At 67.4% G+C, this 14091-nt stretch carries 17 protein-coding genes; 10 read left to right on the plus strand and 7 right to left on the minus strand.

Features of this window, described 5'->3' with window-relative positions:
- Position 1: 1 nt before the first annotated feature.
- From O3300_RS00955 to O3300_RS00965, 3 genes are read right to left on the minus strand one after another with little or no spacing between them, the layout of a single operon-like run.
- The gene (locus O3300_RS00955; protein WP_305051682.1) at positions 2-553 is read right to left on the minus strand and encodes a contractile injection system tape measure protein; all 552 of its coding nucleotides are present in this window, start codon (positions 551-553) and stop codon (positions 2-4) included.
- Positions 554-557: 4 nt separating this feature from the next.
- Positions 558-1133 (minus strand): type VI secretion system tube protein Hcp, encoded by a 576-nt coding sequence (locus O3300_RS00960; protein ID WP_305051683.1) that lies wholly within the window; start codon positions 1131-1133, stop codon positions 558-560.
- Positions 1134-1155: 22 nt separating this feature from the next.
- On the minus strand, positions 1156-1443 hold the full coding sequence (locus O3300_RS00965) for a DUF6150 family protein (RefSeq protein WP_251349087.1): 288 nt from the start codon (positions 1441-1443) through the stop codon (positions 1156-1158).
- Between the two features lie 257 nt (positions 1444-1700).
- On the opposite strand from O3300_RS00965, the gene O3300_RS00970 reads away from it, so the two are divergent.
- From O3300_RS00970 to O3300_RS00985, 4 genes are all read left to right on the plus strand, one after another.
- Positions 1701-2981 carry an arsenic transporter gene (locus O3300_RS00970; protein ID WP_251349086.1) on the plus strand — a complete coding sequence of 427 codons (1281 nt, stop codon included), beginning with the start codon at positions 1701-1703 and terminating at the stop codon, positions 2979-2981.
- A gap of 46 nt (positions 2982-3027) precedes the next feature.
- Positions 3028-3657 (plus strand): NAD-dependent dehydratase, encoded by a 630-nt coding sequence (locus O3300_RS00975; protein WP_305051684.1) that lies wholly within the window; start codon positions 3028-3030, stop codon positions 3655-3657.
- Between the two features lie 46 nt (positions 3658-3703).
- Positions 3704-4153, plus strand: coding sequence for a GNAT family N-acetyltransferase (locus O3300_RS00980; RefSeq protein WP_305051685.1), 450 nt, complete (start codon positions 3704-3706; stop codon positions 4151-4153).
- Positions 4154-4312: 159 nt separating this feature from the next.
- On the plus strand, positions 4313-5581 hold the full coding sequence (locus tag O3300_RS00985; RefSeq protein WP_305051686.1) for a nucleotide disphospho-sugar-binding domain-containing protein: 1269 nt from the start codon (positions 4313-4315) through the stop codon (positions 5579-5581).
- On the opposite strand, the gene O3300_RS00990 is transcribed toward O3300_RS00985, so the two are convergent.
- The 3 genes from O3300_RS00990 to O3300_RS01000 form a co-directional block, all read right to left on the minus strand.
- A complete protein-coding gene (locus O3300_RS00990) occupies positions 5578-6522 on the minus strand; it encodes a DUF2145 domain-containing protein (protein ID WP_305051687.1) in 945 nt (314 codons plus the stop codon). The two genes, O3300_RS00985 and O3300_RS00990, sit on opposite strands and share 4 nt — an antisense overlap.
- Positions 6519-6950: a hypothetical protein gene (locus O3300_RS00995; RefSeq protein ID WP_099664287.1), complete on the minus strand. Its 432-nt coding sequence runs from the start codon at positions 6948-6950 to the stop codon at positions 6519-6521. The genes O3300_RS00990 and O3300_RS00995 overlap by 4 nt, the downstream gene beginning before the upstream one ends.
- 92 nt (positions 6951-7042) lie before the next feature.
- Complete coding sequence (locus O3300_RS01000) at positions 7043-7876, minus strand: HDOD domain-containing protein (protein WP_305051688.1); 834 nt, start codon at positions 7874-7876, stop codon at positions 7043-7045.
- Positions 7877-8115: 239 nt separating this feature from the next.
- Here O3300_RS01000 and O3300_RS01005 point away from each other — a divergent pair, with 239 nt between their 5' ends.
- Genes O3300_RS01005 through O3300_RS01015 form a run of 3 tightly spaced genes read left to right on the plus strand, consistent with a single transcriptional unit; the run spans position 8116 to position 10136 of the window.
- Positions 8116-9201 carry an alpha/beta hydrolase gene (locus O3300_RS01005; RefSeq protein ID WP_305051689.1) on the plus strand — a complete coding sequence of 362 codons (1086 nt, stop codon included), beginning with the start codon at positions 8116-8118 and terminating at the stop codon, positions 9199-9201.
- 20 nt (positions 9202-9221) lie between these two features.
- Complete coding sequence (locus tag O3300_RS01010) at positions 9222-9608, plus strand: carboxymuconolactone decarboxylase family protein (RefSeq protein WP_305051690.1); 387 nt, start codon at positions 9222-9224, stop codon at positions 9606-9608.
- 36 nt (positions 9609-9644) lie between these two features.
- The gene (locus O3300_RS01015) at positions 9645-10136 is read left to right on the plus strand and encodes a cupin domain-containing protein (RefSeq protein WP_305051691.1); all 492 of its coding nucleotides are present in this window, start codon (positions 9645-9647) and stop codon (positions 10134-10136) included.
- Between the two features lie 27 nt (positions 10137-10163).
- Here the strand turns inward: O3300_RS01015 and O3300_RS01020 are convergent, their stop codons facing one another.
- A complete protein-coding gene (locus tag O3300_RS01020; RefSeq protein WP_305051692.1) occupies positions 10164-11270 on the minus strand; it encodes an acyl-CoA dehydrogenase in 1107 nt (368 codons plus the stop codon).
- A gap of 119 nt (positions 11271-11389) precedes the next feature.
- On the opposite strand from O3300_RS01020, the gene O3300_RS01025 reads away from it, so the two are divergent.
- The 3 genes from O3300_RS01025 (at position 11390) to O3300_RS01035 (ending at position 14079) form a co-directional block, all read left to right on the plus strand.
- Positions 11390-11686, plus strand: a complete 297-nt coding sequence (locus O3300_RS01025) for a hypothetical protein (RefSeq protein ID WP_305051693.1) — start codon at positions 11390-11392, stop codon at positions 11684-11686.
- Between the two features lie 62 nt (positions 11687-11748).
- Positions 11749-13410 (plus strand): SulP family inorganic anion transporter, encoded by a 1662-nt coding sequence (locus O3300_RS01030; protein WP_305051694.1) that lies wholly within the window; start codon positions 11749-11751, stop codon positions 13408-13410.
- Positions 13411-13458: 48 nt separating this feature from the next.
- Positions 13459-14079, plus strand: a complete 621-nt coding sequence (locus O3300_RS01035; protein ID WP_251349075.1) for a ParB-like protein — start codon at positions 13459-13461, stop codon at positions 14077-14079.
- Positions 14080-14091 lie beyond the last annotated feature (12 nt).

The raw sequence follows: 14091 nt of genomic DNA on the forward strand, positions 1-14091 counted from the left end.
GCTACGCGCCGGGCCAGTCGATCAACAGCGGTTGCGGCATCCACGGGTGCCGGATGGCAGCCAGATTCCACGGCAAGCGGCTCAGCAGTACATCGAAGGGATTGCGCGCGACAGCCAGCGTGCATTTCCCGTCGCCTTTTTGCAGTCGGCCTTCGCGCTGCAGAAATACCTGGCGCAATCCCTCGGGCGAGGTTTGTCCCACCGCTGGCCAATGGCGCATCACAGCGGCCAGCACTTGTTCGCACAGGGCCCGTTCTTCTTCGCCGAGGTCGACAGGGGGAGCAGGGAAGTCCGGTTCCAGGCCGCACAGCAGCTTGTTCAGCGACAGTGCCTGCTCCTGCTCCTGCTCCGGTGCGTCGCTCCTGCCATCGACCAGGTATTGCAGCAAGTGAACGGCGCGCGCGCCGTGTTCGCCGCGCAGCTGCGGCCTGCCATCGCCGCCAGTGGCGAGCAAGTCCAGCCGCTGGAACATTGTCGGCAGGAACGGGTGGAGCAGCGCCAGGCCGGCGTTGCCGATGTCGGCGATGTCAGTCGCGTGTACAGCGTCGTTCATGTGCTTATCCTGTAAATGCCCCGATCGGGCGGTTGCGCGCCAGGCTCCAGCCCGTCGTCTGCTGGTCGCCGAGCTGGACGTCGGCCTGCTGCACGCTGTACGTCCAGAGGATTTCCGTAAAATTCAGCTTGAACTGCTCGGTGGGCATGTCGTCGGGATGGGTTTGCAGCTGGATTTCGCTGATCAGGGCGTCGCGCAGGGCGATGGTGATGATGTTGGCCGTCTTGTCGCCCGTCTGGCGGGTGATGTACAGCCTGGTCGGCTGGTCCGGGCCGCTGCCCAGCGGCTTCGCCCGCAGGCACAGATCGTACAGCTTGACCGAGCTCGCATCGACATACTTGACGCAGGTAAATTCGGTGATGACGGGCCGGCCAGACGTGCGCGCAGAGTTGCTGACGTCGGTCGTTATTTGCTGCTTCATGCCTTGATGTAATGACACCAGCTCGATGCACCGGCCCATGCCCCGCAGCGCGGCGTCGTCGCGCCAGATGGCGTCGATACCGCCGCTCTTGCTTTCACCGTCCTGCGCCTTGCCGAACACGAGTTCCCCGTCGCCGGGTTCCAGTAAGATCAAATCCATGACGAATTCCTCCGCTTGATGGTCAGGTGCCGCCGTGCGACAGGCAACCTTTAAATCGGTGTGGCCGGGCCCAGCCTGCCTCGCCCGGGTGGTCGACAAAGCAGATGGTCAGTTGCGCGAAGCCTTGCGAAGTGAAATACACGCTGGCCGAGGCGTCCTGCCGCTCACGGGTGAGGAACCAATGGGCGTCGCCATGCGCCAGGCCCCAGCTGCTCACCCGTTGCACCAGCAAGTCGGCGTTGCCGCGCTGCACGATGGCCACGCGCACGTCCGCTTCGCCCATATTGTTGGTCTGGTAAATGCGCGCCATGTATGCTTCCTTGTTCGATCCTGGTGTCAACGGTGCTGCGACTATACACCGATTAAATTGCTTAAAGACAATCATAAATGGTGGCGCCCACTTTTTTTTGCGCCGCCGGCCTCCCGGCTGGCATGGCGCTACAGTGAGGCCCAAGCACTGCGGTTTTGCATTGATTCAATAATTCCAGTAATATAGAAGTATTGTTTTATTTCACAGGCTGCGGCGCATGGTGCCCGCGACGCCGCATTGCACGGGACCATTACCGCATGCTGACCGCTTTCCTGATCTTCCTCGCCACCCTCATCCTCGTCATCTGGCAGCCGCGTGGCCTGGGCATCGGCTGGAGCGCCGTCATCGGCGCCTGCGTCGCCTTGCTGGCGGGCGTCATCCACTGGGGCGACATCCCCGTCGTCTGGCACATCGTGTGGAACGCCACCGGCACGTTCATCGCCGTGATCATCATCAGCCTGCTGCTGGACGCGGCCGGCTTCTTCGAATGGGCCGCCTTGCACGTGGCGCGCTGGGGCGGCGGCAGCGGCAGAAAACTGTTCGTGCTGCTGGTCTTGCTGGGCGCCCTGGTTTCCGCCGTGTTCGCCAACGACGGCGCCGCGCTGATCCTCACGCCCATCGTCATCGCCATGCTGCGGGCGCTGAAGTTTTCCGCCAAGGCCACCCTGGCCTACGTGATGGCGGCCGGCTTCATCGCCGACACGGCCAGCCTGCCGCTGGTGGTGTCGAACCTGGTGAATATCGTCTCGGCCGATTTCTTCAAGATCGGCTTTGCCGAGTACGCGGCCGTGATGGTGCCCGTCAACGTCGTCGCCGTGCTGGCCACCCTGGCGGCCTTGCTGCTCTTTTTCCGCCAGGATATTCCCCGTGATTATGCAGTGGCGCAGCTGAAACGTCCGGACGCCGCCATCCGCGACCTGGCCACCTTCCGCGCCGGCTGGCTGGTGCTGGCGCTGCTGCTGGTGGGCTTTTTCTCGCAGGAATCCCTGGGCGTACCCATCAGCCTGATCGCCGCCGTGGGCGCCGCGCTGCTGCTGGGCGTGGCCGGCAAGGGCCACGTGATTTCCACGCGCTACGTGCTGCGCCACGCGCCATGGCACATCGTTGTCTTTTCGCTGGGCATGTACCTGGTCGTGTACGGCTTGCGCAATGCGGGCTTGACGGCTTACCTGACGGGCATGCTGAACCACTTTGCGCAGTACGGCGTGTGGGGCGCGGCCATGGGCACGGGCGTGCTGACGGCGTTATTGTCGTCCGTGATGAACAACTTGCCGACGGTGCTGGTGGGCGCCCTGGCCATCGACCCGACGACGGCGCAGGGGGCCGTGCGCGAAGCGATGATTTACGCGAACGTCATCGGCAGCGACCTGGGGCCGAAGATCACGCCGATCGGCAGCCTGGCCACCTTGCTGTGGCTGCACGTGCTCGATAGCAAGAACATCCACATTTCCTGGGGATACTATTTCCGCGTCGGCATCGTGCTGACCGTGCCCGTGCTGCTGGTGACCCTGGCCGCGCTGGCGCTGCGCCTGTCCTGAGTTCCGTGTATGGTGGTGGCTGTGAGCAACTTTATATTGGGATGCAATGAAATTACTGCTCGTAGGCGCTACCGGTCTCGTCGGCAGCGAAGTGCTGCGCCTGGCGCTGATGGATGCGCGGATCACGGCCATCGTGGCGCCCGTGCGCAAGCCCTTGCCGTCGCATCCCAAGCTGGCCGCGCCGCTCATTGATTTCGATCAATTGCCGCCTGACGCATCGTGGTGGCAGGCGGACGCCGTCATCTGCACCCTGGGCACGACGATGAAGGTGGCCGGCACCCGGCAAATATTCTCTCGCGTGGACCACGACTATCCGCTGGCCGTGGCGCGGCTGGCGCTGGCGGGCGGCACGCCAGTCTATGTGCTCAATTCCGCGGCCGGCGCCAACGCCGCTTCGCGCATCTTCTATAACCGCGTCAAGGGCGAGCTGGAACGCGACCTGCAAGCGCTGGGTTTTCGTTCGCTCACGTACGTGCGGCCGGGCCTGATCGGCGGCGAGCGCGCCGTGGCGCGGGCGGGCGAGGGCGCCGCCTTGCGCATCCTGCGCGTGCTCGGTCCCGTGCTGCCGCGCCGCTGGCGCATCAATCCCGCGCCGCGCATCGCCAGCGCCTTGCTGGAAGCGGCGCTGGCCGCCGCGCCGGGCGTGCATGCGGTGACGTCGGAGCAGCTGCTGTGAGTGCGCGCCCGTGTAATCTCCCTTCCTGTTTCTGAAAAGGATAGCAATGCAGACTGTACGCCCTTACCAGGCCGGCGACCGCGACGCCTGCCTGGCCCTGTTCGACGGCAATACGCCGCGCTTTTTCGACCCGTCCGAGCGCGCGGACTTTGCCGCCTGGCTCGATACCTCGACGCATCCCTACCTGGTCATTCTGCGCGACGGCCGCATCGTCGCCTGCGGCGGCCATGCCATCGAGGCGGGCGGCAGCGTCGCCAGCCTGTGCTGGGGCATGGTGGCGCAGGATGCGCATGGCCAGGGACTGGGCCGGGCGCTGACGCAGGCGCGCCTGGACGCCATCCGCGCCGTGCCGGGCATCGCCAGCGTGCGCATGAATACCAGCCAGCACACGCAAGGCTTTTATGCGGGCTACGGTTTCGTGACGGTCAACGTGACGCAGGACGGCTTCGGGCCGGGCATCGATCGATGGGACATGGTGCTGCAACTGCCGGTGTAGCGGCGGCAGGCATGGCGCCGTGTCGCGCTCAATAATTGATTGAAATGCTAACGTTAATCGCTTACTATCGTTGGTTGTTTCAACTAGGAAAGATGCCCATGCACCCCTCGTTCTTGCTTGATTTCCCGCTGAAAATTGCCGCCAGGCACGGATGGCTGCATGGCTGATCCATCCCCGCTCGTCATCATCGCCAGCAGCGGCACCGGCGGCGACATGCAGCCGTTTATCGCGCTGGCGCAGGGCTTGCAGCAACGGGGCCGGCGCGTGCTGCTGCTGGTGCCGGGCTGGCAGGAAGCGGCCGCGCAGGCGTCAAAGTTGCCGTATCGTACCTTCGGCAGCGCGGAAGAGGGGCAGGCCATGCTGGGCAACCCCGGCCTGTGGGATGAACGCAAGGGCTGGGGCGTGGTGTGGAACGGCCTCGTGCCGCACCTGGGCGCCGTGCGCGACATCGTGCAAGGCTTGCCGGCCGATGAGGCTTGCGTGGTGCTGTGCCATCCCATCCTCGTGCCGATGGCGGCCCTGGCGCGTTCCGTGCGCCCGGACTTGCGCATCGTCGCGGCGTATCTGGCGCCATCGAACCTGTGCAGCAGCCATGATTTCCTGACGGCCGGTTCGCTGCGCATTCCCGCGTGGGTGCCGCTGGCCTGGCGCCAGGCCCTGTGGCGCATGATCCACCGCGCCATGATCGACCCGGTGCTGCTGCCTGGACTGAACGGCGCGCGCGCGCAGCACGGCTTGCCGCCGGAAGCGCATTTTTTTGGACACATGCTGGCCGCGCCGGACGCCTCGCTGGGACTGTTTCCCGCCTGGTTCGCCGCGCCGCAGGCGGATTGGCCGCCGCACTTCGCGCAAGCCGATTTCACCGCCGCCGCCATGCCTGGCGCCGCAGCGCTGCCGCCGGAACTCGAACGTTTTCTGGGCGAGGGCGAGCCGCCCATCGTGTTTACGCCCGGTACCGGCCACCAGCACGCGCAACGCTATTTCAGCATCGCGCTGGACGTCTTGCGGCGGCTGGGGCGGCGCGGCCTGTTCCTCACGCCCCATGCGGCGCAAGTGCCGCAGCACTTGCCGGCTGGCGTGCTGTGGCAGGCGCACGCGCCGTTCGCGGCGCTGTTGCCGCGCGTGGCGGCCGTGGTGCACCACGGCGGCATCGGCACCAGCGCGGACGCTTTCCGCGCGGGCATCCCGCAACTGATCGTGCCGTTCGCGTACGACCAGTTCGACAATGGCTGGCGCGCCAAACGGCTCGGTGTGGGGGAAGTCTTGCTGGCCAAGCGCTTGTCTGCCGGGCGCATGCAGCGGCAGCTGGCGCGCCTGCTGGACGCGCCCGAAGTCAAGCTGGCGTGCGGCGAGGTGGCCCGCCGGATGGGGCAGGGGCTCGAATCAGCGCGCCTGCTGGATCACGTCGAAGCGGTCCTGGCCGCTTAGTCTGCCTGGGGACGCCAGGTATCGTCGAGGGCGATGACCCGGTCGTTTGCGCCGGGCACGCAGCCGTCGGCGATCGGTTCCCAGCCCCGGTGCACCACCACCTGCTTGCCGTCGTGGCAGATTTCCACGCGTTCGCTGGCGGGCAGGCGCTGGCGCGCGAACGCTTCCAGGCTGGCCGGCAAGCTCACCGCCAGCTGCATCGAGCGAATTGCCTCAGGCGGGTGGTCATCCATGTGCACGAGGGGCACGAAGATGGAGCCGAGCATCAGCCAGCGCGCACCCACGTCGACGGGGGCGGGCGCATATTGGGCGGCGCGCAGCCAGTCCTGGGCGCGGGCGCGCAAGTCGCCGCCTGCCGCCAGTTCGCCCCAGGCCGAGGCCAGCATTTCCACCACCCACTGATTGCAATTCTGGTATGTCAAATTGAAAGCATACGCGTTGGCGCTGTAGCGGCCCGCCAGCAACTGCTGCACGCGCACGGGGTCGAGCAGGGCGCGGCGCAGGGGCGGCACGGTTTCGGCCGGCAATTTCACGAGCGAGATGTAGCCCAGCGCCGGGTTTTCCGTGCCCATGGCGAAACCGGCCGTGCCCTGGTCGAAGATACGCGGGCGGCCTTCGTCGCAGGCGTAGTACAGCTGGCGCGCGGACCAGCCGCTGTCATTGTCGTGGCGCCAGGCCAGCGCGGCGTGCGAATAGCGGATGCCGAAGCGGGCCAGGTCCAGGCCGGAGCGGCTGATCAGGGCCACGCTGCCTTCGCTGGCGGCCAGTTCTTCGCGCACGACGGCGGCAAAGCGCAAGAGCCGGTCCTGTTCCGTGGCCGTGAGTTCCTGGGCGCGGTCGCAAAAGCGCGAGGAGGACATGGAGGTGCCCGCCTGGGCCGCGCCAGCCAGGACGAGCGCGGCGCAGCCGGCCAGCAGCGGCGCCAGTTTGCGCAAGATCAAAGGCTGACGGGACGCGTGGCCATTTCGCCGTACCAGTCGTCGGCCAGCACGAGGAAGAAGGCGGCGCGCGTGTCGTTGCGCGAGAATTCGATGCCGTAGGCGCGGTTTTGCGCATGCACCACGTCGCCCTGCGCCAACTGCTGCTTGTCGAGCGCCGCTTGCGGCAAGTCCAGCACCAGCGGCGTTGCCGTGGCGTCGGCCTGCATGGTCAAACGCGTCATGCCGGCGCGGCCCGGCACGGCGGCCACGTCGATGATGCGGTAGGGGCCATTGGCCACCTTGTTGTCGCGCGAAGAGCTGTTGCTCGAACCGTTGAGCGAATCGGAAATGCTGCCGCTCGACTGGGAACCGGCGCTGGAGGCCGAGGAAACGAAGCTGTCGGCGTTGGCGTTGCACGCCATGGTCAGAGCTGCGGCCAGGCCGAGCATGCGTAAGGAGGTAGTCAAGGCAGTTTTCCAGTGAGCATCAATGAAAGCGGACCGGGTCCATCCCGGCTCGCGCCATCATAGCAGATCGGCCATCAGCTGAGCAGTACCTCGATCAGGCCCTTCGCTTCGGCCGACGGCTGCGTGCGCAGCGCCTGCAGCACGGGATCGTGTTCCAGATAGGCTTGCAGCGCCTCGCTGACGGTGACGCCGGCCTGCGGCAGCGGCGAAGGGACGGGAGAGAGCGCCTTGGCCAGCAGCAGGGTGTCGCGCAAGCCCTCGGGCGGCAGCATGATGGTGGAGCCGGGCAAGGCGTTGACGGCGTCGGCTACCGGCAGCGGCACGCCCAGCTGGCGCATCAGCGCGCGGCCGATCACTTCCAGCGTGGACGCCATCTGCGTTTCCAGCTGGGCGTACAGGCCCGGAGTCTTGTCGGCCTGGGCCAGCAAATAAAAGCCGGCCACTTCATGCACGATGCCGGCGAACAGCGCCGTATCGGCGTCCGTCTGCGTGACGGTGGTGGCCAGCCCGTGCGCCAGCGCCGCCACGTGCACGGTGTGCGCCCACAGCTGGGTGGCGCGGGCGCGCAAGGCTTCGTCGCGGATGCCTGCGTTCAGCTGGCGGATGACGGCCGCCGTCGCCAGCGCATACAGGTTGCGGTGGCCCAGTCGCTCGACGGCGGCGCGCACGCTGGTGATGGCGGGCGCCTGGCCGGGCGAGAACAGGGCCGAATTGGCCAGCGCCACGGCGCGCGCCGACAAGGTCGGTTCGCACAGCAGCAAGCGGCTGATGTCGGCCGAGTGGCAATCCGGATTGGCCAGTTCCTTTTGCAGGAGCAGGGCCGTATTGATGCTGGTGGGAAAAGCCAGGGTTTCCGTTTCGGCGCTGGCCAAAAGTTGCGCCAGGCTGCTGAGCGTGTTGACGTGCATGGATAGGGGAGCGGGAAGTAGCAATGTCCCCATCTTATCAGGCAATCCAGGCCGCATGGCGCCCGGCTGCCTTTCCTGTCAGGCACGGCTGGCCGGTCGCGCCATTCATAAGCTGTACTTATAGACTTTAGTGGATTTGCCTGTCTATTCACGGTGGGCGAGGGCGGGTACGCTTGATCTGCCACAAGCGTGCCTCGTACGCGGCTTGTTCCATATCAATGTTTACAAGGAAAATACAGATGCGTGATGAAGTTCCCCAGCCGCAGCGGCGCACATTCCTGAACACCTCGCTGGCCATGGTGGCCGGCGGCGCCGGCATGGCCCTGGCAGGCACGGCCCAGGCGCAAGCGCCGGCGTCCGCGCCCACCCGGCCCATGGTCGTGGGCCATCCCCGGCGCAACGGCGTCGCTATCGAACGCGTCACGTTCCCCAACACCAGCGCGCAGACGGTCATCGCGGCGAACCTGTTCATGCCGGCCCGCTTCGATGCGGCCAAAAAATATCCCGCCATCGTCATCGGCCACCCGTTCGGCGGCGTGAAGGAACAGACGGCCGGCTTGCATGCGCAAAAACTGGCGGAACTGGGCTATGTGACCCTGGCGTTCGACGCTTCGCATTACGGCGACAGCAGCGGCTTGCCCCGCTACACGGAAGTGCCGGGCACGCGCGTGGGCGATTACAGCGCCTGCGTGGATTTCTTCAGCAATCATCCGGCCGTGGACCCGGCGCGCATCGGCGTGCTGGGCATTTGCGGTGGCGGTGGCTATGCCGTCAGCGCGGCGCAGGTCGACCACCGCATCCAGGCCATCGCCACCGTCAGCATGTACGACATGGGCCGCGCGCGCCGCCAGGGGCTGGGCGACACGCTCACCTACGAGCAGCGCATGAAGACCTTGGACGAGGTCGGCGAGCAGCGCACGCGCGAGGCGCGCGGCGAGCCACGGCGCGACATCCGCGCGCTGCCCGAGTCGGCCGGGCCGGACGCGCCGGAAATCGTGCGCGAATTCCTCGACTATTACGCCACGCCCCGGGGCCAGCACCCGCACTCGACCAGCTTGTACGCCTTGACGAGCCTGGCGCCGATGATGAATTTCTTCCCGTTCGCGCAGATCGAGGCGATCGCGCCGCGCCCGTTGCTGATGATCGTCGGCGAGCGCGCCGTCTCGGCATATTTCAGCGAGGATGCGTACGCCAGGGCGGCGCAGCCGAAGGAACTGTTCGTCGTGCCCGGCGCCTCGCATGTGGACCTGTACGACCGGCCGCCTTACATCGCGCAGTCGCTGGCCAGGCTGGACGCCTTCTTTCGCCAGCACCTGGGGGCGTGATGGGCGTTTTCTCGAACAGCATGAAAGCGGGCTTCCTGGCGGCCTGCCTGGCGCTGCCCGTCTTTGCGCCAGCGCAAACGCTGGATGCGCAGAGCCAGCCGCCCTCGCGCGCGCAGCAATTGATGGGAGACTTCGCGCCGAAGATGGCCGACCTCACGGACAAGGTGCTGTACGGCGACATCTGGGAGCGTCCCCAGCTGTCCAAACGCGACCGCAGCCTGGTGACCGTCAGCGCGCTGGTGGCCATGCACCGTCCCGAGCAGCTGAAATCGCACCTGTTGCTGGCGCGCCAGAATGGCTTGACGGAGGACGAGCTGGTCGAGGCGATCACCCACCTGGCCTTCTATGCGGGCTGGCCGAATGCCGTCTCGGCGCTGGCCGTGGCGAAAGAAGTCTTCCGCAAATAACGACCGCCGCCCCGCGCGGCAAGAAAGGATATCTACATGCACCGATACGCCGCGGCACTCTTGCCGCTTTGCCTACCCGCCGGGGCCGCGTCCGCCGAGCCGGCTGCCGCGCCAGCGGCCGTCACCGTCACGCGCGCCGCCGCCATGCCCAGCAGCATGGGCGATGCCGCCTATTTCACGGGCAAGGTCGCAGTCGACGCCAGGTTCCAGCGCCTGGCGCCGGCCCGCGTGGGCGGCGCCATCGTCACCTTCGCGCCCGGCGCCCGCACGGCGTGGCATACGCATCCGCTGGGCCAGACCCTGATCGTCACGCAAGGCCAGGGTTGGGTGCAGCACTGGCAGGGCCCGCTACAGGCGCTGGCCGTGGGCGACGTGGCGTGGATACCGCCCGGCGTCAAGCACTGGCATGGCGCGACGGCCACGTCCGCCATGCAGCACGTCGCTATTGCCGAGGCGCAAGATGGCACGGCCGTCAGCTGGCTGGAACAGGTGGCGGACGATAGCTATCCCCGCCAAGGCGCTCAATGACGATGCCGCGCCGGGCGTTCAGGCAGATTACGGCAGCAGCAGCGCATGCTGGCTGGCCGTGTGGAAATCGCGCCACACGCGGTTGATGGTGCTGTCTTCGCGGGCCGCGTACAGGCCGCAGTACGGATACACATCACCGACGGCCGCGCGGCATGCGGCGACCAGGTCCAGCGAACGGTCCTGCACGGTTTGCATGGCGGACGCGTCGAGCGCCGCGCCGCCCGCCACCTGCGCCCAGCTGTCGTCCAGCACGGCATAGAAGCGGGTGCGGGCGGATGTGAACGCTTGTTTCCTGGCTTGCAGCATGGCGGCCACTTCCGGCACGTCCAGCAGCGGCAAGCCGGCGCGCGCATGGCGGCGGTGGCGCATGCCTTCTTCGGCCAGTTGCATGAAATGGCTGGCCATGCCGGCCACGTTGGCGGCCAGGGTCACGTAGGCCAGCGAATAGAACGGGTAGCGGTACAGGGGGCCGCCGGCCGTCGCGGCCGAAGGATCGATGGTGAAACCGTGCTCCTTGGCAACCCATTGACCGTCGATGCGGTAGCTGTGCGAGGCGCTGGCGCGCATGCCGATGCTGTTCCACGAGGGCACCAGCTGCACCAGGGCGGCGGGCACGAGGAAGGCGCGGATGCGCGGCTTGCCATCTGCATCGAGCAGGGGCTGGCCATCGCGCCGCAGCCGGGCGTTCAGCGTGAAGTGGGTCGCCATCGGCGCGCCGCTGGCGTAGTCCCAGCTGCCCGTGATGCGGTAGCCGTCGCCTTCCTCTTCCGCATCACCGGTGGCCGCGCCGCTGCCGCCCAGGCAGACGCGGGGCGTGCCGATGACGGCCCGCGCCATGTCGGGCGCCAGGAAGCCCGCAAACCATCCCGCGCCCGCGCACAGGGTCAGCACCCAGCCCATGCTGCCGTCGACGGCGGCCACGGCTTCCTCCAGGCGCACCACTTGCGGCAAGGGCAGCTCGGCTCCGCCCGCGCCGCGCGGCGCCAGCATCGTCAGCCAGCCGCGCCGGTGCAGCAAGGCTTGCTGGGCCGGATGCAGGAAGCGGGCGGCGTCGGCGGCCGGCGCATGGCGCGCGATGCGGCGCGCGTCACGCCCGGAAAGGGTAGCAGGGGTAGCGAGGGCAGCGTGCGGCATGGGTAGAATCCGGCAATGGCGAAGGCGGGCATTTTCGCACGGCGCGGGGTGCCGGCGGTAGTCGGCGCCTGTTGCGGCGCCAGTCTCGCGCCTGTAAGCTGCAGGAAAAGGGGAAAAACATGTGCAGATTCGTCCATGCGGGAAGCGCGGCGGCATTACTGCTGTGCCTGGCGGCTTGCGCCAGCGTGCCGCCACCGCCGCCCGTGGTCATGCTGGGCAAGGAAGACATCACCGTGGCGGGCCGGCGCGTCCACACGGTGGACGAGATGCTGGCCGTCCTGTCCGAGGAGCATATTGCCAGCGTTGCCTTGCGCACGCAGCCGGACGTGCCGTATGAGCGCGTCGGTGCCGTGATCTATTCCATCTTCCGCGCCGGCAGGAAAGTGTCGGAAGTGGACGGCGCCGCAGCGCCGTAAGCCTGCATGCCGCCGTTTTGCCGCATCATGGCGCGGACCGGCGCCACCCACCAGGAGCTTCCATGAGCGCATCGGCTGCGACGCAAATGAACCGCTGGCAAGATGCCAGCGCTGGCCTGTCGATCGCCGGCCTGCTGCTGCCGGAAGCGGTGGCGTATGCCAGCATCGGCAACCTGGCGCCGCAAGCGGGCATCCTGGCCCTGTTTGCGGGCTTGCTGTGCTACGGCGTGCTGGGCACGAGCCGCTTTGCCATCGTCTCGGCCACGTCGTCCTCGGCCGCCGTGCTGGCCGCCGCCATGGCATCCATGCTGGGCGGCACGGCGGGGCACCGGCTGATGCTGATGGCGGGACTGGTGATATTGACGGGGGCATTTTTCCTGCTGGCCTGGCTGGCCAGGCTGGGCAGCATCACGGAATTCATCGCCAAGCCCGTGCTGCGGGGCTTTTCCTTCGGCCTGGCCATCGTGATCATCGTGAAACAGTTGCCCGGCGTGCTGGGCGTGCAGCCGGCGCACGGCGACGTGCCGCATCTGCTGGCGGGCCTGCTGGCAGGCGCAGGGCAGTGGAACGGGAGCGGCGCCGGCCTGTGCGCGGCGGCGCTGCTGTCGCTGTTCCTGCTGCGGCGGCTGCAGCGCTGGCCTGCCGGCCTGATCGTCATCGCGCTGGGCATCGCCGCCGGGCAATGGCTGGACTTGCCGCGCCATGGCGTGGCCCTGGTGGGCGCCATCGATGTGCGCCTGGCCATGCCTGTCCTGCCGCGCCTGACGCAGGAGGAATGGACGCGCCTGGCCGAGCTGGCGTTTGCGCTGGCGCTGATCCTGTATGCGGAATCGTATGGCGCCATCCGCAGTTTTGCCTTGAAGCATGGCGACGCCGTGGCGCCCGAGCGCGACTTGCTGGCGCTGGGCGCGGCGAACGTGGTGGCGGGCCTGTTCCAGGCCATGCCGGTGGGCGCCGGCTATTCGGCCACTTCCGCCAACGAGGCGGCCGGCGCCACCTCGCGCCTGGCGGGGCTGGTGGCGGCCGCCGTCGTGGGCGTCATCGTGCTGACCCTGCTGCCGCTGGTGGCCCTGATCCCCGTGCCCGTGCTGGCCGCCGTGGTCATCCATGCCGTCAGTCATACGCTGAACCCTGTTTCCTTGCGGCCTTATTTCACCTGGCGCCGCGACCGCCTGCTGGTGCTGGCGGCCATTGCCGGCGTGCTGCTGTTCGGCGTACTCGACGGCTTGCTGGCAGCCATCGCCATGAGCCTGCTACTGATGCTGCGCCGCCTGTCGCGGCCGGGCCTGTCCGTGCTGGGCCGGCTGGGCGACAGCCACGATTACGTGAAACTGGCGTTGTACCCAGCGGCCCGCGCGCAGCCCGACACGTTGATCCTGCGCCTCGATGAACCCTTGTTCTTCGTCAATGCCGAGCGCAGCCTGCACCTGGCGCGCACCCTGCTGGAGGAGCGGGCCGGTCCGCTGCGCAAGGTGATCCTCAGCCTGGAAGAGTCGCCCGACCTCGATGGCAGCAGCGTCGAAGCCTTGCGCGACTTTGCCGCGTTTGCGCGCCAGCGGGGGCTGGCCCTGGCGCTGGCGCGGCTGAAGGAGCCGGCGTGCGCCGTGCTGCAACTGGCGCTGCGCGACATGCTGGCTGCCGAGGCGGGGCCGGCGCTGCTGCTCAGTGAGTTGAGCGTGGCCGAGGCCGTGCGCCTGCTGGGCGGCGCCGCGCCTGAAAAGTAGCGGCGACTATGCTACGCTGGCGGCCAGGCCATGCATCTGGGAGACGGTATGACAAGCGCGAAACCGCAACTGGTCAAGGGACGGCTGAACAAGCTGCTGCCCACGCAAATCACGGTGGGCATGGCCGAGGTGGCGCTCAAGCGCGCGCATTGGGCCAGCCTGGGCCGGAAGGCGCGGGCGGCGGCGCTGGCCGACCACTGGTTTCCCAGCATTATCGGTCCGGAAGGGCGCCACTACATCGTCGACCACCACCATTTCGGCCTGGCGCTGCACCAGGAAGGCGTGAAAAGCGTCAGTTTGATGATCCTCAAGGATTTGTCCTGGCTGGAGCCGCTGCACTTCTGGCATGTGATGGACCACCATCAGTGGGTGCACCCGTACGACAGCGAAGGTTTGCGCCGCGATTTTTCCGCCATCCCCCGGCACCTGAGCGGCTTGCACGACGATCCCTACCGCAGCCTGGCCGGCGAATTGCGCAGCGCGGGCGGCTACGCCAAGGACGTGACGCCGTTCAGTGAATTCCTGTGGGCCGATTTCTTGCGCAGCCGCATCGCGCCCGCCAGCCTGCAGAAAAATTTCCCCAAGGCACTGGCGCAGGCCATGAAGCTGGCGCGCAGCCAGCAGGCGCGCTATTTGCCGGGCTGGAGCGGCATCGTGCCGCCCGCCTGACCCCGCCTGAAC

The organism is Janthinobacterium sp. SUN206, from assembly GCF_030587305.1.
GTDB classification, from domain to species: Bacteria; Pseudomonadota; Gammaproteobacteria; order Burkholderiales; family Burkholderiaceae_D; genus Janthinobacterium; species Janthinobacterium kumbetense.

Bases quoted from the DNA above. Each gene is read 5' to 3' on its own strand.
- O3300_RS00955 (WP_305051682.1), bottom strand. From the start codon at position 553: ATGAACGACGCTGTACACGCGACTGACATCGCCGACATCGGCAACGCC.
- O3300_RS00960 (WP_305051683.1), bottom strand. From the start codon at position 1,133: ATGGATTTGATCTTACTGGAACCCGGCGACGGGGAACTCGTGTTCGGC.
- O3300_RS00965 (WP_251349087.1), bottom strand. From the start codon at position 1,443: ATGGCGCGCATTTACCAGACCAACAATATGGGCGAAGCGGACGTGCGC.
- O3300_RS00970 (WP_251349086.1), top strand. From the start codon at position 1,701: ATGCTGACCGCTTTCCTGATCTTCCTCGCCACCCTCATCCTCGTCATC.
- O3300_RS00975 (WP_305051684.1), top strand. From the start codon at position 3,028: ATGAAATTACTGCTCGTAGGCGCTACCGGTCTCGTCGGCAGCGAAGTG.
- O3300_RS00980 (WP_305051685.1), top strand. From the start codon at position 3,704: ATGCAGACTGTACGCCCTTACCAGGCCGGCGACCGCGACGCCTGCCTG.
- O3300_RS00985 (WP_305051686.1), top strand. From the start codon at position 4,313: ATGGCTGATCCATCCCCGCTCGTCATCATCGCCAGCAGCGGCACCGGC.
- O3300_RS00995 (WP_099664287.1), bottom strand. From the start codon at position 6,950: ATGCTCGGCCTGGCCGCAGCTCTGACCATGGCGTGCAACGCCAACGCC.
- O3300_RS01000 (WP_305051688.1), bottom strand. From the start codon at position 7,876: ATGCACGTCAACACGCTCAGCAGCCTGGCGCAACTTTTGGCCAGCGCC.
- O3300_RS01005 (WP_305051689.1), top strand. From the start codon at position 8,116: ATGCGTGATGAAGTTCCCCAGCCGCAGCGGCGCACATTCCTGAACACC.
- O3300_RS01010 (WP_305051690.1), top strand. From the start codon at position 9,222: ATGAAAGCGGGCTTCCTGGCGGCCTGCCTGGCGCTGCCCGTCTTTGCG.
- O3300_RS01015 (WP_305051691.1), top strand. From the start codon at position 9,645: ATGCACCGATACGCCGCGGCACTCTTGCCGCTTTGCCTACCCGCCGGG.
- O3300_RS01020 (WP_305051692.1), bottom strand. From the start codon at position 11,270: ATGCCGCACGCTGCCCTCGCTACCCCTGCTACCCTTTCCGGGCGTGAC.
- O3300_RS01025 (WP_305051693.1), top strand. From the start codon at position 11,390: ATGTGCAGATTCGTCCATGCGGGAAGCGCGGCGGCATTACTGCTGTGC.
- O3300_RS01030 (WP_305051694.1), top strand. From the start codon at position 11,749: ATGAGCGCATCGGCTGCGACGCAAATGAACCGCTGGCAAGATGCCAGC.
- O3300_RS01035 (WP_251349075.1), top strand. From the start codon at position 13,459: ATGACAAGCGCGAAACCGCAACTGGTCAAGGGACGGCTGAACAAGCTG.